This window comes from Nocardioides lacusdianchii (assembly GCF_020102855.1).
GTDB classification, from domain to species: Bacteria; Actinomycetota; Actinomycetes; order Propionibacteriales; family Nocardioidaceae; genus Nocardioides; species Nocardioides lacusdianchii.
This window is the reverse complement of record NZ_JADHZD010000012.1, coordinates 19,341-41,573: the sequence shown is the minus strand read 5'-3', so window position 1 is coordinate 41,573 and position 22,233 is coordinate 19,341. Positions and strand designations below refer to the sequence as shown.

Genomic DNA, 22,233 nt, shown 5'->3' with positions numbered 1-22,233 from the left:
GCCGCGTGGATCAGGCGGAGCTGATCAGGCCGGGGTGGCCGTCTCGGTGGGCTCCGGGGCGGTCTCGCACTCCGTCAGGCGCTCCTGCGCCTTGGCCAGGCGCTGCTGCTGGGCGCGCTTGGTCACCTTGGTCTCCTTGCGGTCCTGCTTGGCGTCCGCCAGGAGACGGCGCGCCTCGGCCTTCTCGCGACCGGCCTCGGCCGCGGCGACGACCTTCTTGGCCTTCGCGACGCGCGCCTGCTGGCGCTCGAAGACGGCCGTGACCCGCACGAGGGCTGCCTCTGCCTTCTCGACCTTGGCCTGCTGCTGGGCGCAGGCCGTCGTCGAGGTGTCGTCCGCGCTGGCCGCGGAGACGGAGAGGCCACCGCCGAGCGCGACAACGGCCGCTGCGGCGGCACCTGCGAAGCGGATGGAGACAGACATGTGGTTCCTCCTGCGTCTCGGCGTGGCACGTCACCACGCCTCGTCACCACTACAGCGCCGCAGGACCGCAGAGTGTTACGCGGGACGTCGCTCAGACGAGCAGGACGAACGCCCCCAGCGCCACCAGCCACGACGCGAACGACCCGAGCAGGAAGTATTCAGTCATCTCGTGCACCGTCTGCTGCTCGTCGCGCGAGGACAGCTCGGGGAAGCGCAGCAGTCCCTTCGCCGCCACGACCACGCTGGCCGCGGTGACCTGGCCACCGAGGGCGAGGGCGAGGATGAAGACGCGCTCGAGCGGGCCGAGCAGGCGCCCGCCCTTGAGCTGTGTCGGCGGCATCTGGCCGTCGGCTCGCGGGTTGATGGTGCCGGTGGACTTGAGGACGAGCCGGACCAGCACGTTGCCCGTCGCGAGCTGCACGGCGAAGGCGCCGAGTAGGAGCAGGAACCGGTCGGCCTCCATGTCCTCCAGCGCTGGGAGCTGCACCGAGTCGAGCCAGCGCTCGAGCTGTCCGGACGCCTCGGGCGCGAGCCCCGAGCACGCGATCGCGGTGGTCAACGCGACGACGAAGACCGCGAGCGGCACACGTGCCGGCTTCGGCCCCGGGTGGCCGAACCCCCAGGTGACGGTGAGGCCCCAGAGCAGGACGACGACCGCGACCACCAGCAGCGCCACGACGTCGCGCCCCGAGGTCAGCCCGGCCAGCGCACCCACGACGAGGACCGTGAGCGCGCCGACGCACTCGGGCAGGTAGCGGGTGCGGCGCACCGAGTGGGTGAGGTCGGTGACGGCGAACCCGACCAGCAGGATCCCGAGCCAGCTCATCGGTCTCCTCCCGGGGCGAGCATGTCGTGGGCCGCGACGATCGCCGCGAGCCCGTCGGCACGCACCCGCTGCGACACAGCGGACGCGCTGACCCCCAGGGCTTCCGCGAGGTCGCGCTGGGTCTCGTGGGACAGCAGACCACGCAGCACCGACACCGAGCGCTCCGACAGGCCGCTCACCCGCTCGTCGCGCAGCACCAGGCCGGCGTTCACGAATGCCGGGTCGGGACCTCCCTCGGCGCCGTCCGCGACGACGTACGCCGTGCGCAGCCACCGCTGGGCAGGCGTCTCGGCGGCACGCTCGGCGGCGTCGATCGCCGCTCGTGCGGCCCACCAGCCCGGCCCGTCCTCGATGCCCGCGTCGTCGAGGACGCTCGTCGCGCCCCAGCCGATGCCGTGTCGTACGTCGTGGGCGGGCCAGAGCCGGACCCGCACCAGCAGGGTGGCGCGGACCGCCTCTGCGACCGTGGCGAAGGTGCCCTGGTACTCGTCGCCGGCCGTGACCCAGAGGCCGCGCAGGGGCGTGAGCTCGTCGTTGACCTCAGCGAGCGCACGCCCCAGTCGCTGGTGGAGGTCGGCCCGGTCCTGCGAGGACCGGGAGCCCACCAGGTCCCCGATGACGGTGGCGACAGGAGTCATGGCTCCATGGTGAAGGCCATCGCTTCATTTGTCCATTATGAAGGTCATTGCTTCATCCACCGGCGAATGAAGCTCAAGGCTTCACTCCCAGAAGACGCGCTCGACCACGGCATGGGCCCGACGGGTCGTGCGGAGGTAGTCGTTGACCATCTGGTCGGACGAGTCCGCGGGGTAGCCGAGCACCCGTGCCACCGCGGCCCGCTCGCGGGCGTCGCGCGGCAGCTGGTCCGACGGTCGGCCCCGCACCAGCGTCACGGCGTTGCGCACCCGGCTCACCAGTCGCCACGCCTCGGCCAGCGTCTCCGCATCGGCGGCGGCGATGAGCTCGGCCTCCGTCGCGGCCTCGAGGGCGGACAGCGTCTGCGGGGTGCGCAGGCCCTCGACCCGGCCCGCGTGGCGCATCTGGAGCAGCTGGACGGTCCACTCGACGTCGGCGAGCCCGCCGCGACCGAGCTTGAGGTGGGTGTGGCGGTCCGCTCCGCGCGGCAGCCGCTCTTCGTCGACGCGCGCCTTGATCCGGCGGACCTCGATGACGTCGGACTCCGAGAGGCCCTCGGTCGGGAAGCGGATCGGGTCGATGAGCTCGGTGAACCGCCGGCGCAGGTCCTCGTCGCCGACCACGGCGTCGGCGCGCAGCAGCGCCTGGAACTCCCACACGTGTGACCACTTGGCGTAGTAGGCGGCGTAGGACTCCACCGTGCGCACCATCGGACCGTTCTTGCCCTCCGGGCGCAGATCGGGGTCGACCTCGAGCGGGGGGTCGCTGGCCGGCAGCGACAGCAGGCGCCGCAGCTCCGAGACGACCGCCTGCGCGAACGACGCCGCCGCCTGCGCCTCCACGCCCTCGACCGGGTCGTGGACGAACATCACGTCGGCGTCGCTGCCGTAGGACAGCTCGAACCCGCCGTAGCGCCCCATCGCGACGACGGCGATCCGTGTCGGGGCCGCGTCGAGGTTCCGCTGTCGGCGCACCGACTCCGTCGCGATGTCGAGGGTGGCCTGGAGGGTGGCGTCGGTGAGCCGGCTCAGGCCCTGCCCGACCAGCGCCACGTCGGTCCCGGCCACCAGGTCCCCGCACGCGATCCGCAGCAGCTCGCGGCGGCGTACGGCACGCACGGCACCGACCGCGGCCTCCGGGGAGTCGGCGCGCTCGAGCACCGCCTGCATCTCCACGAGCGCCGCCTCGGCGCTCAGCGGGACGAGCGACTCCCCCAGCATCTTCACCCCGCGCGGCTCCCGCTCGAGGAGGTCGGTGGCGTAGCGGGACGTGCCGAGGAGGAAGGCCAGCCGCTGGGCGACCTCGCCCTCGTCGCGCAGCATCGTGAGGTACCACGGCGTACGCCCCAGGCTCTCGCTGAGGCGGCGGAAGCCGAAGAGCCCGGCATCGGGGTCGGGCGAGTCGGCGAACCACTCCAGCAGGACCGGCAGCAGCGTGCGCTGGATGTCGGAGGTGCGCGAGACGCCGCTCGTGAGCGCCTCGAGGTGGCGCAGCGCGGCCTTGGGGTCGGCGTAGCCGAGCGCGGCGAGCCGGGCCTCGGCCGCCTGCAGCGACAGCCTGGCCTCGGTCCCGGGCAGCTTGGCGACCGCGCCGAGGAGCGGGCGGTAGAAGAGCTTCTCGTGCAGCCGACGCACCTCGCGGCGGTGGTAGCGCCACTGCTTGTCCAGCTGCGCGGCCGGCTCGGAGAAGTGGCCGAGCGAGCGGCCCAGGCGGCGCAGCGACGCGTCGTCGTCGGGCAGCACGTGGGTGCGCCGCAGCTGGTGCAGCTGGATGCGGTGCTCGAGGGTGCGGAGGAAGGCGTAGGCCTCGTGGAGCTTCTCGCCGTCCTCGCGACCGACGTAGCCGCCGTCGGTGAGGCGCGCGAGCGCGCTGAGGGTGGCTCCCTCGCGCAGCGACGGGTCGGCGCGCCCGTGCACGAGCTGGAGCAGCTGGACCGCGAACTCCACGTCGCGCAGGCCTCCCGAGCCCAGCTTGAGCTGGCGCTCGGCCTCGTGGGCAGGGATGTGGTCGATGACGCGGCGGCGCATGGCCTGCACGTCGGAGACGAAGCCGTCGCGCTCGGCCGCGCTCCACACGAGCGGCTCGATCACCTCCTCGTAGGCCCGTCCCAGCTCGGCGTCGCCCGCGACCGGACGTGCCTTGAGCAGCGCCTGGAACTCCCAGGTCTTGGCCCACTTCTCGTAGTAGCCCCGGTGGCTGGCGAGCGTGCGGACCAGCGGTCCCTGGCTGCCCTCGGGACGGAGGTTGGCGTCGACCGGCCAGATCGTGCCCTCGCGGGTGTGGTCGGAGCAGATGCGCATGAGGTGCGAGGCGAGCTGGGTCGCTGCCCGCAGCGCGACGCCGTCGTCGGCCGTCTCCCCCGACTCCGTCCGGGCGGGCTCGTAGACGAAGACCACGTCGACGTCGGAGATGTAGTTGAGCTCGTGCCCGCCGCACTTGCCCATGGCGATCACCGCCAGTCGGGCGGACGCAGCGGTCTCCCCGACCCGCGCCCGCGCGATCGCCAGCGCCGCGTCCAGGGTCGCCGCGGCGAGGTCGGAGATCTCGGCCGCGGCGTCGTCGATGCCGACGTGGTGGGCCAGGTCGCGGGAGGCCAGTCGCAGCAGGATGCGGCGGTACTCCACGCGCAGCGCGTCCACCGCCTCCGCGTCGGGACGGCCCGCGACGGGCACCACGGCCGCGGGGTCGGCCCCGACCGCGGCCAGCATCGCCTCGCGGACGGCGTACGCCGCCGGGCGGGTGCTGCCGAGCGTGGGGTCGGTGAGCTCGCGCCACTGGTCGGGGTGGCGCACCAGGTGGTGGGTCAGCGCGGTGCTCGCGCCCAGCACGCTGCACAGCCGCATGGCGGTGCCCTCGTCGTCGGCGACCTCGGCGAGCATCTCGGCGCCCGAGCCCTCCGACTCCTCGTCGAGGGCCTCGGTGAGCCGCAGCAGACCTTCGAGCGCGGCGTCGGGGTCAGCGGTGGCGGCGAGCTTGTCGGTGAGCGGACGGCCGGCGTCACCGAGGCGCTCGATGCCTCGTGCGGCGGCGGCCCCGTCCACGAAGCCGAGCCGCACGAAGTAGCCCGAGGAGGTCATCGGCGCACCTCGGCCGCCATCGCGGCGAAGCGCGCGACGAGGGGCCGCCAGTGCGCCTCGAGGGCCGGGCGGGCCTCCTCGATCGAGGCGAGAACGGCGTCCTGGTCGAGGCCGAGGGCCACGTGGTCGGCCCGGTCGGACTCCGCCCAGCGCGTCACGATCCCGGTGTCGGCCTCGGGGTGGGCCTGGATCCCCCACGCCCGCGAGCCGAAGCGGGCCACCTGCACCTCGCCGCCGGGGGTGCGCGCCAGCACCACCGCACCGTCGGGCAGGGCGACGACGACGTCGTTGTTCCAGTGGATCGCCACCTCGGCGCCGGTGCGCGCACCGACCCAGTCGTCGGCGGCCGCGTCCTCGGACCAGCCGACCGGCTGGAGGCCGACGATCTGGCCCCGCGGGTTGCGCTCGACCGTCCCGCCGAGCGCCGTGGCGATCACCTGGTGGCCCAGGCAGATGCCCAGCAGCGGGGTACCGGCCGCGACCACGTCGCGGATGCCCGCCTTGAGCGGGGCCAGCCACGCGACGGTGTCGTCGTCGTTGGCGCTCATCTCCCCGCCCAGCACCACCACGGCGTCGTACGCCGTCAGCGCGGGCAGCGCGTCGCCGTCGTAGGGGCGGCAGACCTCGAGCGTGCAGCCGGCCTCGGCCAGCCACGTCCCCACGAGGTGGGGCGGGCAGGACTCCTGGTGCTCGACGACCAGGACCCGGCTGTCGCTCACAGGACCGGCAGCATCCGGTCGCGCTCGAAGGAGGAGACCTGGGTGCGGTACTCCTCCCACTCGGCGCGCTTGTTGCGCAGGAAGAAGTCGAAGACGTGCTCGCCGAGGGTCTCGGCGAGGAGCTCGGAGGTCTCGGCCACGTCGATCGCCTCCGACAGGCTCTTGGGCAGCGGAGCGATCCCGAGGGCCTTGCGCTCGCGCTCGGTCAGCGACCAGACGTCGTCCTCGGCCTCGCGCGGCAGCTCGTAGCCCTCCTCGATGCCCTTCATGCCGGCGGCCAGGACGACCGCGAAGGCGAGGTAGGGGTTGCAGGCGGGGTCGACGGTGCGCAGCTCGATGCGGGTGGACTGGCCCTTGTTGGGCTTGTACATCGGCACGCGGATCATCGCGGAGCGGTTGTTGTGCCCCCAGCAGATCGACGACGGGGCCTCGCCCCCGCCGAGCAGACGCTTGTAGGAGTTGACCCACTGGTTGGTCACCACGCTGATCTCGCTGGCGTGGCGCAGGATGCCGGCGATGAACTGCCGCCCGGTCCGCGACAGCTGGTACTCCGCGCCGGCCTCGAAGAAGGCGTTGCGATCGCCCTCGAAGAGCGACACGTGGGTGTGCATGCCCGACCCGGGGTGCGTCGTGAACGGCTTGGGCATGAAGGAGGCCCAGATGTCCTGGCCCAGCGCGACCTCGCGGACCACGGTGCGGAAGGTCATGATGTTGTCGGCGGTGGTGAGCGCGTCGGCGTAGCGCAGGTCGATCTCCTGCTGGCCCGGGCCTCCCTCGTGGTGGCTGAACTCCACCGAGATGCCCATCGCCTCGAGCATGGTGATCGCCTCGCGGCGGAAGTCCGCGCCGCGGGACTGGGCGGTGTGGTCGAAGAAACCGCTGCGGTCCACCGGCTCGGGCTCGTCACCCTTCCCGGGCATGTCCTTGAAGAGGTAGAACTCGATCTCGGGGTGGGTGTAGAAGGTGAAGCCCTTGTCGGCCGCGGCGCTCAGCGTCCGCTTCAGGACGTGACGCGGGTCGGCGTACGACGGGCTGCCGTCCGGCATCCGGATGTCGCAGAACATGCGGGCGGTCTGCGGTCCCTCCATCCCGCCGCGCCACGGCAGGATCTGGAAGGTCGAGGCATCGGGGTGGGCGAGCATGTCGGCCTCGTAGACGCGGGCGAAGCCCTCGATGGCGGAGCCGTCGAAGCCGATGCCCTCCTCGAAGGCGTTCTCGAGCTCGGCCGGCGCCACGCTCACGCTCTTGAGGTAGCCGAGCACGTCGGTGAACCACAGCCGCACGAAGCGGACGTCGCGCTCCTCGAGCGCCCGGAGTACGAAGTCCTCTTGCTTGCCCATGGCGCCAGCCTAGGGGCACCGTGGGGCGCGGGTCCGCCGGTGTCAGCAGCCGAGTCAGAAACCTGTCTCCGACGGCAGTCCGCCGCCGATCAGCGCCTCGCGACGCGCCCGATCGGCCACGTGCAGCCCGCGCAGCACGCGACGCAGCTGAGCCTCGTCGGGGACCAACCCGAAGCGCAGGTGGATGCCCGGCGGGTCGGGCTCCCGGTCGGTCGGCAGCAGGAACCGGCTCAAGCGCCAGTGGTACGACGGCGCGCCGGCCGTCGCGGTCAGCACGAGCGCGGCCCACCGCGTGCCGAGGTTCTCCGGCACCACGGCGCCGACGTCGTCCCACGCGAGCTCGCTGTCGATGCCCGGGCCGCGCAGCTCGACGAGCTCGGCCGAGATCCGCAGCTCGGGGCGACGCGACCACGCGCGCCACATCTCGGCCGCCAGCACGAGCAGGAGCAGGGCCGGGATGCCGGCCGCGACGCGCACGCCCGTGCGGTCGTCCAGCACGGCCGCCAGGGCGAGCCCGATGCCGAGCGTCGTCAGCACGAGGGCGACGGCGGGCACCTGCCCGCGCTCGCCGAGAGCCAACGCCCAGGCCGGACGGCCGCGCAGCTCCGTACGACGCCAGGTCGCGACGCTGCGTCGCTGCCCGAGGACGACCATCGCGGCGACGGACAGCATGAACGCACCGAGCACGAGGTTGAGCAGCCGGCGCTCGTCGCTCGTGGCGGCCAGGTAGAGCGCGCCCGCGCCGATGATCCCGGTGAGGAGGGCGGTGAGGATCCCGACGGGACCGGAGGTGATGGCGTTGCGACCCGCCATCCGCTCAGAAGATCGAGTCAAAGACGTCTCCCACTCCCTCGCCGATGGCACTGAAGGTCTCGCCGACCTCCTCGACCCCGTCGACGACGGCGCCACCCCAGTCACCGAGCGTGTCGGCGCCGGAGCTGAAGAGGCTGTCGATCGCCCCGGACGTGAAGGCACCCACCACCGTACCGACGGCCGCGCCGACCACGACACCCGCTGCCGTGCCGACACCGGGGATCGGGACGAAGCTGCCCACCACGCCACCGAGGTAGGCGCCGGACGCGGTGCCGGCGAGGATGGACGCCGCCGCGGGGACCGCGTTGGAGGTGATGGCCTGCGTCGCCCCCTCCTCCTCCCAGTCGGAGGCGATGCCGTAGCCCGCGGTGGCGATGTCGATGACCCACAGCCCTCGGGTCAACCCCTTGGGCAGCTGCCAGTTGGACAGGGCCCGCCGGGCGGACGGGTGCGCGTCGTCGAGTCGGTCGGCCTCCTCCATGAGCTCGTAGAAGCGACCGGGGTCGGTGACCCCTCCGTCGGGGGTCCGCAGCGCGTCGGCGTGCGCTCGCAGCTCGGCCGCGCGGGTCAGCATCCGGTCGACCTCGCCCGTCAGGTGGGGTGTCGCACGGCGGATGAGCTCGAGCTGGATCCCCGCCGAGATCAGCTGGCCCGACAGGCCGACGTACGCCGAGTCGTGGCGCTGCCAGGTCGAGGCAGCCGCCTCCAGTGCGCGCTGCCACGCGTCCCAGGCCGCGGTGGCGTCCTCGACGCACTGGTTCCAGACCTCGACCTTGCTGTTGTGGCGTCGCACGGCGGCGTCGCGGGCCTCCCACGCGTCCCACTCCGCCGGGGTGGCGTCGGGTGCGGGTGACTGGCCGGCTGAGGGCGGCCCGTCCCCGGGGTTGCGCACCATGAAGCCGTCGACCTCGAGGCCGCCCTCCCTCGCGGCGGTGCGGACGTCGGCCATCGCGTCCTTGGCGGTGCGCATGTCCTCGGCGAGGTCGTCGACCAGCGTGGCGACGCGGCCGGTGAGCGCCGCGCCCTCGTCACCGGACTGCGCGAGCTCGCGGGCGCGCCCGGCGAAGGCGGTGCCCGCCTCGCCCTGCCAGTCGCCGGCGGCAGCGGTGCGCTGCTGGGCGACTGTGGTGGCGAGCTCGTCGAACCCGGTGCGCAGGTCCTGGCGCAGCCAGCGCCCCACGGCACGGACGTTGGCGACCTCGCCCTCGATCTCGGTGTCGAGGTCAGCCATCGGTGTCCAACCCGTTGACGAGGAACGACGCCGCCTCGTGGGCATCGACGGTGGCGACGGTGCTGTTGCAGTCCTCCACCGCCGCCGCGATGGTGGTCGACTCGAAGGCGAGCCGCGCGGCCGCGTCGCTGGCCGCGGCCAGGATCATCAGCAGCAGCGGCTCGGCCTGGCCGGTCCCGCCGGCGCCGGGACGCGAGGTGCCCACGGAGTCGAAGGCCGACCCGGCCAGCCCGAGCTGCTCGGCGACCTGGGTGAGGGTGGCGTGGTCGACGACGAGGCTGGAGGCACCGCCCCCGCCCCCGCTTCCGTCAGCCGCGCTCATGCGCGCACCCCGGGCTCCGGTGCGCGACGCTCCTCGGGCACGTAGACATCGGTGTAGACGATGTCGAAGGGCCGCACGTCGTACAGCATCTGGAGGTCCTGCAGGGGCAGCCCGAACCACGGCTGGTCCTCGCCCTGGCACGCCTGCAGGCGGTCGAGCGAGGAGTACACGAGCAGGGCGCTGCGGCCGTCCTTGGTCTGGCGGTAGACCGCCTCGGCGTACCTCCCGTCCGTCACGTGGGCGACGCACGGGATGTAGAGGAAGGGCGGGTAGTCCCGAGGAAGCCTGCGCGGCTCCGTGGGGCCGGTGGCCGTGACGTCGTCGCTCATGCGGAGGATCCTCCCCCGCGGCCGCCTCCCGGAAACGTGCGGGTCGGTCAGCGGCAGATGTTGACGTCCTGCGAGCCCAGAACGCCCTCCGGGGCCCGTCGCATCGGCGGGAGCCAGCCCTGCGTCGTCGGCACGAACGCGATGCTGCCGTCGACCTCCTTCCGCACCCCGCGCACGCGCACCTCCTCCACGACGAGGGGCACCGTGACCTCGCGGCTGCGCACGCCCTCCCAGCAGGCCGACGCCCTCCGCTTCGTGACGGCCTCGTCGAGGGTGACCGTGTCGCCCACGCGCTCGCCGTCGTAGCGCCACGCGACGGTGGTGACGTAGCCGGTGTGGCCCTCCCAGGGCGCGCGGACGGTGGCCGACATGCCCCAGGTGCGGCGCGTCGGGATCCGGAAGGTGACTGCCCCGTCGGTCACCCGCTTGGTCTGCGACGCCCACACGTGGACGACGTCGGCGTCGAGGGTGCTGCGCGCATTGACCAGCTGCACCTCGCAGCCCTCGCAGTCGTCGACGGTGAAGGTCAGCGTGGTGCGCGCGGCGGCGCTGCGGTCGTCGGGCCGGGCCACGGCGGGCGCAGATGCCAGCGAGCCGGCCAGCAGGGCGGAGCTCGCGAGCGCGGTGGTGCGGGCCAGGACGGTGGTGCGGTGGGTCATCTCGGTCTCCCCGTGAGGTGGTCTGTCGCTGACTGGACGCACCTCCCGCCGAGAAGGTTGCACTCGGTCAGGCGACGGCTCAGTCGTCCTCACCGAGGGTGTTGCGCTCGATCTCGGCGAGGGCGGGACGTCCGCGGTTGCAGAAGACCTCGAGGTCGACGGAGTTGCGACCGTCGCTGAAGACCGCGTCGACGTCGTCGTCGGGTCCCTTCTCCCAGCTCACCACGCGCCACCCTGCCGCGCGGTCGGGACGGGCGGCCACGCCGTAGGCATAGGTGTCGCGGCACTCGACGACGAAGGTGCCCCACGCGCCCGAGACCTCGTCGCCGACTGCCGGACCCTGCGGGGACGGGACGGCAGTGGGCGCGGACAGGTCCTGGACCACCTCGTCGCCGACGGGACCGCGGTCGCGGATGGTGGCGCCCACCGTGGACACGGCCACCACGCCGACCACCACGGCCACGGCCGTCGTGGCGGCCCACAGGCCCACGAGCAGGAAGCGACGTCTCACGTCCCCATCGTGCCCTGCCCCACGACAGCGCGAGGTGAGGTGAGGGTTAAGGCGCGGATAAGGACGACGGCAGGCGCGGGGGCGGACGGTACGGTCACCGCGTGGCCGAGGTGCTGATCATCGAGGACGACGACCGGATCCGGCCGTTGCTGGTGCGAGGCCTGCGCGAGTGCGGCCACACCGTGACGTCGGCCCCCACCGGCATGGCCGGCCTCCAGCTCGCGGTCGACTCCTCCCCCGACCTCGTCGTGCTCGACCTCGGCCTGCCGGACGTCGACGGCACCCAGGTCCTGTCGATGCTGCGCGCGGTGAGCGCGGTGCCGGTGATCATCGCCAGTGCGCGTGCCGACGACCCGTCGCTGGTCGGCGCGCTGGACTCCGGTGCCGACGACTACGTCGTGAAGCCCTTCACGAGCGCGCAGCTCGATGCACGCGTGCGTGCCGTCCTGCGCCGCGTGCAGTCGGGCCGGCAGCGGCCCACCACCCTCACCGTCGGCGGCCTGGCGCTCGACCTGGCCGGACGCCGCGTCCACCTCGACGGCACCGAGGTCGAGCTGACCCCGCGGGAGTTCGACCTGCTCGCGCACCTCGCCGAGCGCCCCGGCGAGGTGGTCACCAAGCGCGACCTCTTGGTCGAGGTGTGGCGCCAGCCGTGGGCGGGTCGGACAAGACCGTCGACGTGCACCTGTCGTGGCTGCGCCGCAAGCTCGGCGAGACGGCAGCCGAGCCGCGCTACCTGACCACGGTGCGCGGGGTCGGCGTACGCCTCACCGCCCCCGACGAAGGCGGCTGAGGTGCGCCGCAGCCTCCTGGTGACCGCGGCAGCGGCCATCTCGATGGTGCTGCTGGCGATGCTCGTGCCGATGGCCATCCTCGTGCGCAGCTACGCGCTGGAGGACCGGCTCGCGCGGGCGGCGCTGGAGGTGCAGGCCGTCGAGACGGTGGTGTCCGGGCAGGACGCCGGCGCCGTCGGGCAGTACGTCGACCGGCTCAACGACGCAGAGAGGCACACCCGGGTCACCGTGCTCTACCCCGACGGTCTCGAGATCGGGCCCGACCGCGGGCAGGACGAGCTGGTCCTCGACGCCCGCAACACCGGTCGCGCCCGCGTCGACGACGTCCCCGGCGGGTCGCAGATCCTCGTGCCGGTCTCGCGCGGCGGCAACTCCGGCCTCCCGTCGCAGACCCCCGTGATCCGGGTCGTGGTCGACGAGCCGGGCCTCGACTCGGTCGTCGGCGTCGCGTGGGGCCTGCTCGCGGGACTGGCCCTCGCGCTGCTGGCCGGCTCGCTCGTCGTGGTGGACCGGCTCGGGCGCTCCTTCGTCCAGCCGATCCGCCGCCTCGCGGAGCACACCCAGACCCTGGGTCGCCCCGGCGCGACCGCTCCGATGGCTGCCGTCGACGGACCGCCCGAGGTGCAGGAGCTGGCAGGTGCGGTGGACCGCCTGGTCGGCCGCATCCAGCTGCTCCTGGCCCGGGAGCGCGAAGGCGTCGCCGACCTCTCCCACCGCCTCCGCACCCCGGTCACCGCGCTGCGGCTGCGGGTGGAGACCGTCGCCGACCCCGACCTGCGCGACCGGCTGGCCGGCGACCTCGACTCCCTCGAGGCCACGGTCGACGAGATCGTCCGCGAGGCGCGCCGCTCCGAGCGCGAGGGCCTCGACCCCCGCACCGACGCCGTTGCGGTGATCGCTGAGCGCGTACGCCACTGGGCGCCGCTGGCCGAGGACCTCGGACGTCCGTGGGAGGTCGACCTCGCTTCGACCGGGCCGCTGCTGCGGGCCAGCCGGGCCGACCTCGAGGCGCTCGTCGACGTCCTGCTGGACAACGTCTTCTCCCACACCGCCGACACCGACGCCGTACGCATCACGCTCACCGCCTCGGACGACCGCGTGGACCTGGTCGTCGAGGACGCCGGTCCGGGACTGCCGCCCGGGCTCGACGCCACCGGACGCGGCGCCAGCGGTGCCGGCTCCACCGGTCTCGGGCTGTCGATCGCCGCGCGGACCGCGGAGGACGCCGGCGGTGCGCTGGCCACGGGCACCTCGGACATGGGAGGAGCCCGGGTCGCCGTCACGTTGCGGACGGCCTGACCCGGGCTCTCGCCGGTCGAGGGGATCGCTCAGCGCAGGGTGACCTTCGTGGAGCAGGACGCGCCACCGGCCGGGGTCACCGTCAGCTTGAAGACGTCCTTGCCCGCGGTGTTGCGCTGGAAGGTGTCGAGGTCGAGCTCGCCCTCGTTGTCGGCGCGCAGGACCCGCGAGGTGGCGACCTTGCCGTCGTGGCGGATGGTCACGCGCCACTCGCTGCCCACGCGGGCGTTGTCGATGTCGGCGTCGACCTCGAAACCACCGCGCTCGCGGTCGACGTTGAGCTCGTACGTCGCCCCGGCGCAGGTCCCGCGGCGCTCGACGTCGGCGTGGGCGGGAGCGGCGACCAGTGCGGTGGTGCCGGCGGTCGCGAGCAGGGCGGTGGTGGCGATGAGCGTCTTCTTCATGGGGGTGTCTCCTGGTGGTGTCGGTGTGGGGGTGGTGCGGACGGCTGGATCAGGAACCGAGGGTGGCCGTGCAGGGCTCGCCGTCGGCGGGCGTGAAGGTGACGGCGTACGTCGCATCGCCGGGGTTGCCGTCGCTGAAGGCGTCGACGTCGATCTCGCCGTCCTCGTCGGTGGTGCGCTCGCCGGTGAGGAGCGAGGTGTCACCGCGCATCAGCTCGACCTGCCAGGCCTCGCCGGGGGCCGACGACTGCAGCTCGGCGCTGACCTCGGTGCCGCCGTCCTCGGCCTCGGCGCTGAGCTCCCACGTGGCGCCACCGCAGGTGCCGCGCTCGCTGGTCTGGGCCTCGACCGACGCCTCGACCGCCCACCAGGTCCCGAGCCCGCCCACGACCACTGCCGCCGCGATGCCGCTGCCGATGACTGCCTTCTTGTTCACGGTTCCTCCTCGTCGTCCGGCGCCGGTGTGGCGCCATGACCAGAAGGTTCGCGGCAGTGGGCCTAACCCCGCTCCAGCCGGTTGCTAAGGGCAGGCAAAGGCCTCGGGGGCCTCCCGGGAGCGGTGCGTGAGACAGGTTCTTGAGCGCGCAGAACGTGTCTCACTCACCGCTCGCACCTCAGGAGGCAGGCACGTCCCGCTCGATCTCGGCCAGCCAGGCCGTTCCCTTGGCGTCGCTCGGCATCCGCCAGTCCCCGCGCGGGCTCATCGTCCCGATCGCGCTCACCTTCGGCCCGTTGGGCAGCGCCGAGCGCTTGAACTGGTTGGCGAAGAACCGCCGGACGAAGACCTCGAGCCACGCCCGCACGTCGGAGAGCGAGTACGCCACCCGCGCATCGTCGGGGAACCCGGGCGGCCACTCCCCCGCGTCGACGTCCTTCCACGCGTGCCAGGCCAGGAAGGCGATCTTGCGCGGTCGGTAGCCGTGGCGCACGACGTGCGCCAGCGTGAAGTCCTGGAGGTTGTAGGGCCCCACCGAGTCCTCGGTGGCCTGGGGCTTCTTGCCCTCCTCGACCGGGATCAGCTCCGGGGTGATCTCCTGCTGGAGGATCTCGGCGAGCACGTCGTTGGCGGCCTCCTCGAACTCCCCGTGGCTGATCACCCAGCGGATGAGGTGCTGCACGAGCGTCTTCGGCACGCCGGCGTTGACGGTGTAGTGCGACATCTGGTCGCCGACGCCGTAGGTGCACCAGCCGAGCGCCAGCTCCGACAGGTCACCGGTGCCGACGACGATCCCGCCGCGCTGGTTGGCGAGCCTGAAGAGGTAGTCGTAGCGCAGGCCTGCCTGCACGTTCTCGAAGGTGATGTCGTAGACCTTCTCGCCCTCGGCGTAGGGGTGGCCCATGTCCTTGAGCATCTGCTCGGCCGCGGGGCGGATGTCGAGCTCCTCGAAGGTGACGCCGAGCGCCTCGGAGAGGCGGGTGGCGTACGCCTTGGTGGTCGCGCCGGTCGCGAAGCCGGGCATCGTGAAGGCGAGCACGTCGCTGCGCGGGCGCCCGAGCCGGTCCATCGCCTTGCACGCCACGATCAGCGCGTGCGTGGAGTCGAGCCCGCCGCTGACGCCGATCACCGCCTTCGGCGTGCCGATCGCGGCGAGGCGCTGCTCGAGCCCGGAGACCTGGATGTTGTAGGCCTCGTAGCAGTCCAGCGCGAGCCGCTCGGGGTCGTCGGGCACGAAGGGGTAGCGATCGACCTTGCGCAGCAGGCCGATGTCGCCGGTCGGCGGCTCCAGCTCCCACTCGACCGTGCGGAACCGGTCGGTCCGCTCGTGGTGGGTGCGCCGGTTGTCGTCGAAGGAGCCCTGCCGCAGCCGCTCCTGGCGCAGCCGGTCGAGGTCGACGTCGACGACCGTGCGGCGCGGCCCGTCGGGGAAGCGCTCGCCCTCGCCGAGCAGGTCGCCGCACTCGTAGACCAGCGTCTGGCCGTCCCAGCTGAGGTCGGTGGTCGACTCGCCCTGCCCCGCCGCGGCATAGACGTACGCCGCCGAGCACCGCGCGCTCGCGCTGCGCACCAGCAGCCGGCGGTCCTCGGCGCGGGCGACCGTGATGGGCGACCCGCTGAGGTTGGCCAGCACCGTCGCCCCGGCCAGCGCGGCCTCCGCGCTCGGGGGCACCGGCACCCACATGTCCTCGCAGACCTCGACGTGGAGGTCGAGGCCGGGGACGTCGAGGCACCGGAAGATCAGGTCGGGCCCGAACCGCACGTCCTGGCCGGCGACGGTGACCCACTCCAGCTCGCGGTCGTCGCCGGGGGCGAACCAGCGCCGCTCGTAGAACTCGCGGTAGTTGGGCAGGTAGGACTTCGGCGCGACCCCGAGGACGGAGCCGCGGTGGACCACGATCGCGCAGTTGTAGACCCGGTTGCCCTGCACGACCGGCGCGCCGATCACGAGGGCCGTCATCAGGTCGGCGCTCGCCGCCACGATCGCGGCGACCGCCTCCTGGACACCCTCGAGCAGCGTGTCCTGGAGGAACAGGTCGTCGACGCTGTAGCCGGTCAGGCACAGCTCGGGGAAGACCGCGACCGCCACGTGGTCGTCGTGGCAGGCGCGCGCCTGCTCGATGACCTCGGCGGCGTTGGCGGCGGGGTCGGCCAGGTGCACCGGCAGCGTGACCGCCGCGACGCGCGCGAAGCCCTGGGCGTAGGCCGAGTAGAAGTCCACGCGCTCACTCTAGGGAACCGGCGCGGCTTCGTTCGCCCGCGCGGGTGGTCGGCCGACTGGCACGGGGAACTGCCGGGTCGTCACGGGGCCCGCTCGACAGCCCGACCGTTCCCCAGAGCCAGCGTCAGCCGCCGGATGCGTCAGTCGTCCAGCAGGTCCGGCGCCACCGCGATGGATCGCATGCCCGGGCCACCACTGGCGAGGAGCTCGAAGTCACCGGTCGTGAAGTCCCACACCACCAGGTGCGTCCTGGCGTCCCCTGCCTGCATCGTGCGGAAGTCCATCGGCGTCACCAGCAGCAGCACCGTCTCCTCGTCCAGGAAGCCCATGGCCGTGAGGTGCCCGTTGTCGCTGTAGACCGAGTCCTCATCCCGGATCGGGGCGTACGCCACCCGCGCACCGGTGGTCGCGTCGATGACGATCGGCCCGGCGAAGGCGCCTCCGCCGAGGCCGCCCGTGATCGCGAACAGCCCGCTCCCGGCCACCGCGCGCTCACCCCAGGCGATGCCGCCGTCGTCGACCCGTCGTACGACCTCGCCGTCGCGCCACTCCACGAGCGTCCCGGTCCGGAACCGCCGCTCCAGCAACGGGCCATCCGGATCGATCGCGATCCCCCCGGCGTACTGGCCGAGGTAGGCGGCGGAGACGTCGCTGCCGTCGAGGCCCATCACCCACGGAGTGTTCCAGTGCATGACCAGCACTGCCTCGTCACCAGGCATCCAGCGCACTCCCGGTGGGGTGTCCCACGCCTCGGCGACCTGCTCGGGCCACGGCAGGAGACGCTGCTCCCCCGCGACGACGTCCACGACCCAGAGCCCGGCCTCGGCCGCGAAGGTCACCAGCCTTCCGTCGCTGGAGATCGCCGGCGAGGCGACATCTCGCAGGGAGGACGGTGCGATCGACTCCGTGCCGGGGATGGAGCGCCAGTCCCCCAGCGGAGAGAGCAGCATGATCGGCCGGTCCTCCTCGGGCCAGGCGACCACCGCGGCCGGGATCGCCGCGTCGAGGACCGAGGGAGCGTCCGCCGGCGGCGCGAGGACCTCGGGCAGGACCGTGGGGCCGCCGGGCGAATCGACGACGGTGAACGGATCCCAGAGTGGCTGGGTTCCCATCTTCGCCTCGTCGGTCCCCACGGCCGACGGCGTGGCCGTCGGGCTCGGCGTCGGCTCCGGCGTGTCCACCACTCCGGCCCTCGGGGTCGGGTCCTGCAAGACCCACGCCGCACCCCCTCCCATCAGCACGACAGCGGCGAGCGCCCCCACGGCCGTACGCCGCACGCGACGCCGGTGGGCCGACGCGAGCGCGCCGCCCACGAGGTCCGGCGAGCGCACGTGGTCGGTCGCCTCGCGGAACAGCTGGTCCAGGTCGTTCACGGCGTCCTCCCGATCAGGCTGAGCAGCTCGGGTGCGCCGGTGCGCAACCGCGCCAGGGCTGCGGCGTTCTGGCTCTTGACGGTCCCGAGTGAGACCCCGAGGACGTCGGCGGTCTCGCACTCGGTCAGGTCCTCGAGGTGCCGCAGCACCAGGACGGCCCGCTGCGACGGCGTCAGCCGCGCCAGCGCCCGGCGTACGACAATCGCGACCTCCGGCTCGTCGCTCGTCCCCGTGTCGTGCACCGACTCCGTCGGCACGTCCCGCCGGCGCCGCCACCACGAGATGTTGTCGCGGGCGATGATCCGCAGGGCGTACCCCGTCGGGTTGCCGTCGGCGAGCCGCGACCAGCGCAGCGCCACCTTGGTGAGTGCCTCCTGCACGAGGTCCTCGGCGCGGTGCAGGTCGCCGGTGAGCAGGTAGGCCGATCGCAGCAGCTGGCGCTGCCGCCCGACCGCCCAGTCCGTGAAGCCCTGCTCGTCCACCCGTTCCCCCTCGTCTGCACACTCAACTGCACGAGATGGCCAAATGGTTGGCACGACCTGCCCGACGTGCGTCACCGTGGGCTGCATGGAGATCACCCCCTGCACCTCCGACGAGGACTACGAGCACTGGCGGCGGGTGCGGATCGCGGTCATCCCCTACGAGCGGACCCAGTCGGTCGCCGAGCTGCGCGCCGGCGACACCCCCGAGCGGCTGCTGCTCCTTGCTCGCGACGACCGCACGGTCGTGGGTCACGGGCTCGCCCAGCGCTCGGACAGCACCGGGGCCGGGTCGGTCATCCCCCGGGTCCTGCCGGAGCACCGCCGCCGGGGAGTCGGCACCGCGCTGCTCGAGCGCCTCACCGCGCACGTCGCGGGACTCGGCCTGGACACGGTGCGCGGCACGGCGGACGACGACGGTGCGCTGGCCTTCGCACACCGCTTCGGCTTCGTCGAGGTCAACCGCGAGGTCGAGCAGACGTACGTCGTCACCGCACCGCCCGACGTCGCGCCGCTGCCCGAGGGGGTCGAGGTGGTCACCGCCCGGGAGCGCCCAGAGCTGTGGGGTGCCTGCTTCGAGCGGTTCGGCCGCGAGGCGCTCGCCGGCTTCGCCGTGGACACGCCCCTCGACGTCAGCCTCGAGCGGTGGAAGCGCGACTGGCTGGGCGACCCGATGTTCCTCGCGGTCCACGACGGCGAGGTCGTCGGTTGCGCGGGCCTCGGCCTCGACTCCGACACCCCGTCGCGGGCGGAGAACTCGCTCACCGCTGTCCGCGGCGACTGGCGCGGGCGCGGTCTCGCGGTCCACCTGAAGCAGCGCACACTCGCGTGGGCGGCCGACCACGGCGTCACCGAGGTCTACACCTGGACCCAGGACGGCAACGCAGCGATGCGGACGCTCAACACCCGCCTGGGCTACGCCACCACGCGCGTCGGCGTCCAACTCTCCCGCGAGACGCGATGGGCCTAGGCTCTGGGCATGCGGATTCTCGGCTGCGTCGTCGCACTCCTCGTCCTCAGCGCGTGCAGCGCCTCCTCCGGTGGCGGAGCCGGCGGGGACACGTCCGACCCGGCGTCCCAGGCGCGACTCGGCAAAGAGGCGCTGGAGGCGGCCCGCCCCGGGATCACCGCGGCCCTCGCCCCCACGGATCACAGCTTCGGTGGGTCGCACATGAGCTGTCGACTGGGGCGCAACAGCTTCGAGTACACGATCAACGGCGGGGTCATCGCCGGAGCCGACACGTGGGCGGCCGGTGTCGACGCCGTCTCCGACGAGCTCGCCCGCTCGGGCTGGACGCTCGGCACCTCTGCCAACGAGGTCGGCGTCAAGGCGGAGAGGAACGGCGTCAGCCTCTACGTCCAGCGCCAGCGGCGCTCCGAGGACGGCGTGGAGTGGCGCGTCCAGATCACGACCCCGTGCGTCTCCTACTCCGAGGAGGACGCCGACGCGGTCCGCGGCGGCAGCGGGACCGACGACCTCACCGGCGACTTCTGACGCACGCCCGCGCACGTCGGGACGCGTCCTCCATCGCCCGTTCAACAGAGGTTTCCGCCGCCGCTGAGAGGGCATCCTCGGTTCATGGCCCGCCCTGATCCCACCGCCACCGACCCGTTCTTCCGGGTCCTGCGCGAGCGTCACCCCGACGTCGACGTCGTCCTGCTCCCGCCCACGCAGCTGCGACCGGCCGAGCCCGACGCGTGGAGCGGCGACCCGGAGGCGGTGGCCGACGACGCGCGCGAGGCACTGCGCGTGCTCGGCGTCTCCCTGGGCACCGACCTCCCCGCCGGCGTCCGGTTCTGGAAGCACCACGAGGAGGCCGCGCAGCAGCACCTCGTCGTGGCGACCTCCTTCGCCGCGCCCGGGCGGGAGGTCCCTGAGCTGCGGCGTGTGGGCCAGGCACTCCTCGACCTGGGCTGGCGGGCGGCGCCGCTGGAGCGCGAGGACCGGCCCACGCTCGAGGCGCACCGTGACGGCCACCGCCTGACCGCCCACGTCGTCGAGGGCGGGGTCGACCTGGTCCTCACCTCGCGACCCGTGGCGGACTCCGCGTGGTCGGAGGACGCGCGGCCATGACCGAGATCCCCTACTCCGTGATCGTCAAGGCCGCCCGCGACTGGGACGAGCAGGCCGACGTGCTCCACTCCGCGAGCCGCAACCTCACCCAGGCCGAGGTCGCCGAGCTGGGCCCGCGCGTCGCCGCAGCGGCCAGCCGCTTCGTGGAGACCTGGCGCACCGAGATCGACGCGATGGAGCAGGCAGCCATCAGTCACGCGCAGGCCCTGTCGGCGGTCCGGCTCGACTTCCTCCTCACCGACCAGCAGGCGTCCACCGACCTGCGCGACCTCGTGCCGTGGGCTGACCGATGACCACCATCCAGGTTCCCGCACCGATCGCGGAGTGGCCCGAGCCCGACGTACGCCCCTCTGCCTCCGCCGTCGCCACCGACCTGCGCGCCGCCGCGATCGCCACCTCCGACGTGACCTCCTGGATGTCGGCCCACGGCGCTCCCGCCGGCTGGACCGGCAACGCCGCCGACGCGGCGGGTCACGCCATGACCTCCCTCAGCAACCGGGCTGACGCCGCGGTCGCGGCCCTGGAGAAGGCCCTCACCGCGGTCGAGGTCTACCTCGACCAGATGACAACCCGCCGCACCGAGCACGACCGGCTCGACGGCGACCGCGCCGACTACAACCGCGATCGCGCGTCGCTGTGGTCGCGTGCCGACGGCGCCCCGGCCGACCAGGCCGACGAGCTCCAGCACGAGGCTGCTTCCCTCACCCGTCGCCACGACCGCATCGTGGCCGATCGCGAGGCCTGGCTCGAGCGGGTGCGCGCCGACGAGGACCGTGTGATCGCCGTCCTGGCGTCGGTCGACACCCGCGAGGAGGGGCGCGATGCTCGCGACGCCCCCGGCCGGGTGGACGTCGACGGCCTGCGGCGTCAGCTCGCTGCCCAGGGCGACCCGCAGTCGGTCAACGACTGGTGGCTCTCCCTCAGCGCCGCCCAGCGCGCGGCTCTCTCGATCGCCTTTCCCGAGCTGGTCGGCAACACCAACGGCATCCCCACCGGCGACCGCGACGAGGCCAACCGCGGGATGCTCGACCGCGACGAGGACTACCTCCGCCAGCGCCAGGCGGACGGCACCCTCACCGCCGAGGAGCAGGCCTGGCTCGACCGGGTCACCGCCACCCGCGACGCGCTGGCCCTTGGCCAGCCACCCGCCCACGTCGGCGCCCCCATCGACACCAACCTGCTGCTCTACCTCCCCCACGCCTTCGACGGCGACGGGGCCGCTGCCGTCAGCTACGGCGACCCCGACACCGCCGACGACACGGCCGTGATCGTCCCCGGCCTCACCAACGACATGACCAAGATGGACTCGCAGGGCCAGGACGCGCTCAACCTGTTCCTCGACGCGCAGAGCAAGGGCGAGGACATCGCCGCGATCGCCTGGATGGGCTACGACGCCCCCAGCGCCGCCGAGGGAATCACCAACGAGCTCGCGGACATCGCCGGAGTGACGCAGGAGGGCCTCGCCGAGAACGGCGGTCACCTGCTCAGCGACTTCGTCGACGGCCTGCGGGCCACCTACGACGGCGACAGTCCCACCGGGCAGTCCCACCTCACCGTCATCGGGCACAGCTACGGCTCGACCACCGCGGCGCACGCCGCCGCCGACGGCCTCGACGAGGACTCCCTGGTGCTCATCGGCAGCCCTGGCGCGGGCGGCGGGGTGCACGACGTCTCCGGCCTGAACGCCCCGGAGGGCGAGGTCTACGTCGGCTCCCGCGAGAACGACTTCGTCACCTGGCTGGGCGGCGAGATCTCCATCGACGTGCCGGTCAACCTCGGCGGCGACACGGTCCACCTGGGCAACCTCGGGCTGGGCGACGACCCGAGCCAGGAGGCTTTCGGGGCCAATCGGTTCGACGTCTCCTCCGACGGCACCGACACGCCGTGGCACCTGCAGGACGGCGCGGCGATCCTCGACCGGCACACCAGCTACCTCGACAGCGGCACGGCATCGCTGGACAACATCACCAACGTCGTCATCGACCGCGACGACCAGGTCGACCTGGTGGCGGGACGCGACACCCCCGCCCACGACCGCCTCTACGACTTCGCCCAGAGCGAGGCCGCCTATCAGGCACAGCAGGCCGTCGAGGACTACGTCGTCGAGCCGTTGGAGGACGTGCGCGACACCGTGGTCGACGGCGCCGGGCGTGTCGTCGACGGAGCGGGCCAGGTCGTGGACGGGGTCCGCTCGGGCGCGGAGGACCTCGGACGCCGGTTCAGCGACGCCTGGCCGGACCACTGGCCGTGACCGCGTGCCGATGCGT

At 73.1% G+C, this 22,233-nt stretch carries 23 protein-coding genes and 1 pseudogene; 7 read left to right on the top strand and 17 right to left on the bottom strand.

What is annotated here, in order from left to right; all coding sequences use genetic code 11:
• Positions 1-24 precede the first annotated feature (24 nt).
• The 12 genes from IRX98_RS16325 to IRX98_RS16270 all read right to left on the bottom strand — a co-directional run bounded on the left by IRX98_RS16325 (position 25) and on the right by IRX98_RS16270 (position 10,886).
• On the bottom strand, positions 25-423 hold the full coding sequence (locus IRX98_RS16325) for a hypothetical protein (RefSeq protein WP_224278566.1): 399 nt from the start codon (positions 421-423) through the stop codon (positions 25-27).
• 91 nt (positions 424-514) lie between these two features.
• Entirely contained in the window at positions 515-1,249 is a 735-nt protein-coding gene (locus tag IRX98_RS16320; protein WP_224278564.1) for a hypothetical protein, read from the bottom strand.
• On the bottom strand, positions 1,246-1,887 hold the full coding sequence (locus tag IRX98_RS16315) for a SatD family protein (RefSeq protein WP_224278562.1): 642 nt from the start codon (positions 1,885-1,887) through the stop codon (positions 1,246-1,248). The genes IRX98_RS16320 and IRX98_RS16315 overlap by 4 nt, the downstream gene beginning before the upstream one ends.
• Positions 1,888-1,968: 81 nt before the next feature.
• Positions 1,969-4,962, bottom strand: a complete 2,994-nt coding sequence (locus IRX98_RS16310) for a bifunctional [glutamine synthetase] adenylyltransferase/[glutamine synthetase]-adenylyl-L-tyrosine phosphorylase (protein WP_224278560.1) — start codon at positions 4,960-4,962, stop codon at positions 1,969-1,971.
• Positions 4,959-5,681, bottom strand: a complete 723-nt coding sequence (locus tag IRX98_RS16305) for a type 1 glutamine amidotransferase (protein ID WP_224278558.1) — start codon at positions 5,679-5,681, stop codon at positions 4,959-4,961. Before IRX98_RS16305 ends, IRX98_RS16310 begins: the two co-directional genes overlap by 4 nt.
• A complete protein-coding gene (gene glnA / locus IRX98_RS16300) occupies positions 5,678-7,021 on the bottom strand; it encodes a type I glutamate--ammonia ligase (RefSeq protein ID WP_224278556.1) in 1,344 nt (447 codons plus the stop codon). Before glnA ends, IRX98_RS16305 begins: the two co-directional genes overlap by 4 nt.
• A 54-nt stretch (positions 7,022-7,075) precedes the next feature.
• Positions 7,076-7,834: a hypothetical protein gene (locus IRX98_RS16295; RefSeq protein WP_224278554.1), complete on the bottom strand. Its 759-nt coding sequence runs from the start codon at positions 7,832-7,834 to the stop codon at positions 7,076-7,078.
• Between the two features lie 4 nt (positions 7,835-7,838).
• Positions 7,839-9,065, bottom strand: coding sequence for a hypothetical protein (locus IRX98_RS16290; RefSeq protein ID WP_224278552.1), 1,227 nt, complete (start codon positions 9,063-9,065; stop codon positions 7,839-7,841).
• Complete coding sequence (locus IRX98_RS16285; protein WP_224278550.1) at positions 9,058-9,387, bottom strand: hypothetical protein; 330 nt, start codon at positions 9,385-9,387, stop codon at positions 9,058-9,060. The genes IRX98_RS16290 and IRX98_RS16285 overlap by 8 nt, the downstream gene beginning before the upstream one ends.
• Positions 9,384-9,716: an SAV_915 family protein gene (locus IRX98_RS16280; RefSeq protein WP_224278548.1), complete on the bottom strand. Its 333-nt coding sequence runs from the start codon at positions 9,714-9,716 to the stop codon at positions 9,384-9,386. The genes IRX98_RS16285 and IRX98_RS16280 overlap by 4 nt, the downstream gene beginning before the upstream one ends.
• A gap of 47 nt (positions 9,717-9,763) precedes the next feature.
• The gene (locus tag IRX98_RS16275; protein ID WP_224278546.1) at positions 9,764-10,375 is read right to left on the bottom strand and encodes a hypothetical protein; all 612 of its coding nucleotides are present in this window, start codon (positions 10,373-10,375) and stop codon (positions 9,764-9,766) included.
• Positions 10,376-10,454: 79 nt separating this feature from the next.
• The gene (locus IRX98_RS16270; RefSeq protein ID WP_224278544.1) at positions 10,455-10,886 is read right to left on the bottom strand and encodes a hypothetical protein; all 432 of its coding nucleotides are present in this window, start codon (positions 10,884-10,886) and stop codon (positions 10,455-10,457) included.
• Positions 10,887-10,987: 101 nt separating this feature from the next.
• Here IRX98_RS16270 and IRX98_RS16265 point away from each other — a divergent pair.
• Together IRX98_RS16265 and IRX98_RS16260 are read left to right on the top strand one after the other, a co-directional pair.
• Positions 10,988-11,679, top strand: a pseudogene (locus IRX98_RS16265) (response regulator transcription factor).
• A 1-nt stretch (position 11,680) separates the two neighbouring features.
• Positions 11,681-12,979, top strand: a complete 1,299-nt coding sequence (locus IRX98_RS16260; protein ID WP_224278542.1) for a sensor histidine kinase — start codon at positions 11,681-11,683, stop codon at positions 12,977-12,979.
• A gap of 29 nt (positions 12,980-13,008) precedes the next feature.
• On the opposite strand, the gene IRX98_RS16255 is transcribed toward IRX98_RS16260, so the two are convergent.
• From IRX98_RS16255 to IRX98_RS16235, 5 genes are all read right to left on the bottom strand, one after another.
• A complete protein-coding gene (locus IRX98_RS16255) occupies positions 13,009-13,383 on the bottom strand; it encodes a hypothetical protein (RefSeq protein ID WP_224278540.1) in 375 nt (124 codons plus the stop codon).
• A 49-nt stretch (positions 13,384-13,432) separates the two neighbouring features.
• Entirely contained in the window at positions 13,433-13,819 is a 387-nt protein-coding gene (locus IRX98_RS16250) for a hypothetical protein (RefSeq protein ID WP_224278539.1), read from the bottom strand.
• A 178-nt stretch (positions 13,820-13,997) separates the two neighbouring features.
• Positions 13,998-16,040 carry an NAD(+) synthase gene (locus tag IRX98_RS16245; RefSeq protein ID WP_224278538.1) on the bottom strand — a complete coding sequence of 681 codons (2,043 nt, stop codon included), beginning with the start codon at positions 16,038-16,040 and terminating at the stop codon, positions 13,998-14,000.
• Positions 16,041-16,180: 140 nt separating this feature from the next.
• Positions 16,181-17,413 carry a hypothetical protein gene (locus IRX98_RS16240; protein WP_224278537.1) on the bottom strand — a complete coding sequence of 411 codons (1,233 nt, stop codon included), beginning with the start codon at positions 17,411-17,413 and terminating at the stop codon, positions 16,181-16,183.
• Complete coding sequence (locus tag IRX98_RS16235) at positions 17,410-17,895, bottom strand: SigE family RNA polymerase sigma factor (protein ID WP_224278536.1); 486 nt, start codon at positions 17,893-17,895, stop codon at positions 17,410-17,412. The genes IRX98_RS16240 and IRX98_RS16235 overlap by 4 nt, the downstream gene beginning before the upstream one ends.
• 85 nt (positions 17,896-17,980) lie before the next feature.
• On the opposite strand from IRX98_RS16235, the gene IRX98_RS16230 reads away from it, so the two are divergent.
• The 5 genes from IRX98_RS16230 (at position 17,981) to IRX98_RS16210 (ending at position 22,217) form a co-directional block, all read left to right on the top strand.
• The gene (locus IRX98_RS16230) at positions 17,981-18,862 is read left to right on the top strand and encodes a GNAT family N-acetyltransferase (RefSeq protein ID WP_224278535.1); all 882 of its coding nucleotides are present in this window, start codon (positions 17,981-17,983) and stop codon (positions 18,860-18,862) included.
• 9 nt (positions 18,863-18,871) lie between these two features.
• Positions 18,872-19,387: a hypothetical protein gene (locus IRX98_RS16225; RefSeq protein ID WP_224278534.1), complete on the top strand. Its 516-nt coding sequence runs from the start codon at positions 18,872-18,874 to the stop codon at positions 19,385-19,387.
• An 84-nt stretch (positions 19,388-19,471) separates the two neighbouring features.
• Complete coding sequence (locus IRX98_RS16220) at positions 19,472-19,966, top strand: hypothetical protein (protein ID WP_224278533.1); 495 nt, start codon at positions 19,472-19,474, stop codon at positions 19,964-19,966.
• Complete coding sequence (locus IRX98_RS16215) at positions 19,963-20,259, top strand: hypothetical protein (protein WP_224278531.1); 297 nt, start codon at positions 19,963-19,965, stop codon at positions 20,257-20,259. Before IRX98_RS16220 ends, IRX98_RS16215 begins: the two co-directional genes overlap by 4 nt.
• Positions 20,256-22,217, top strand: a complete 1,962-nt coding sequence (locus IRX98_RS16210; protein ID WP_224278529.1) for an alpha/beta hydrolase — start codon at positions 20,256-20,258, stop codon at positions 22,215-22,217. The genes IRX98_RS16215 and IRX98_RS16210 overlap by 4 nt, the downstream gene beginning before the upstream one ends.
• The last annotated feature ends 16 nt before the right edge of the window (positions 22,218-22,233 follow it).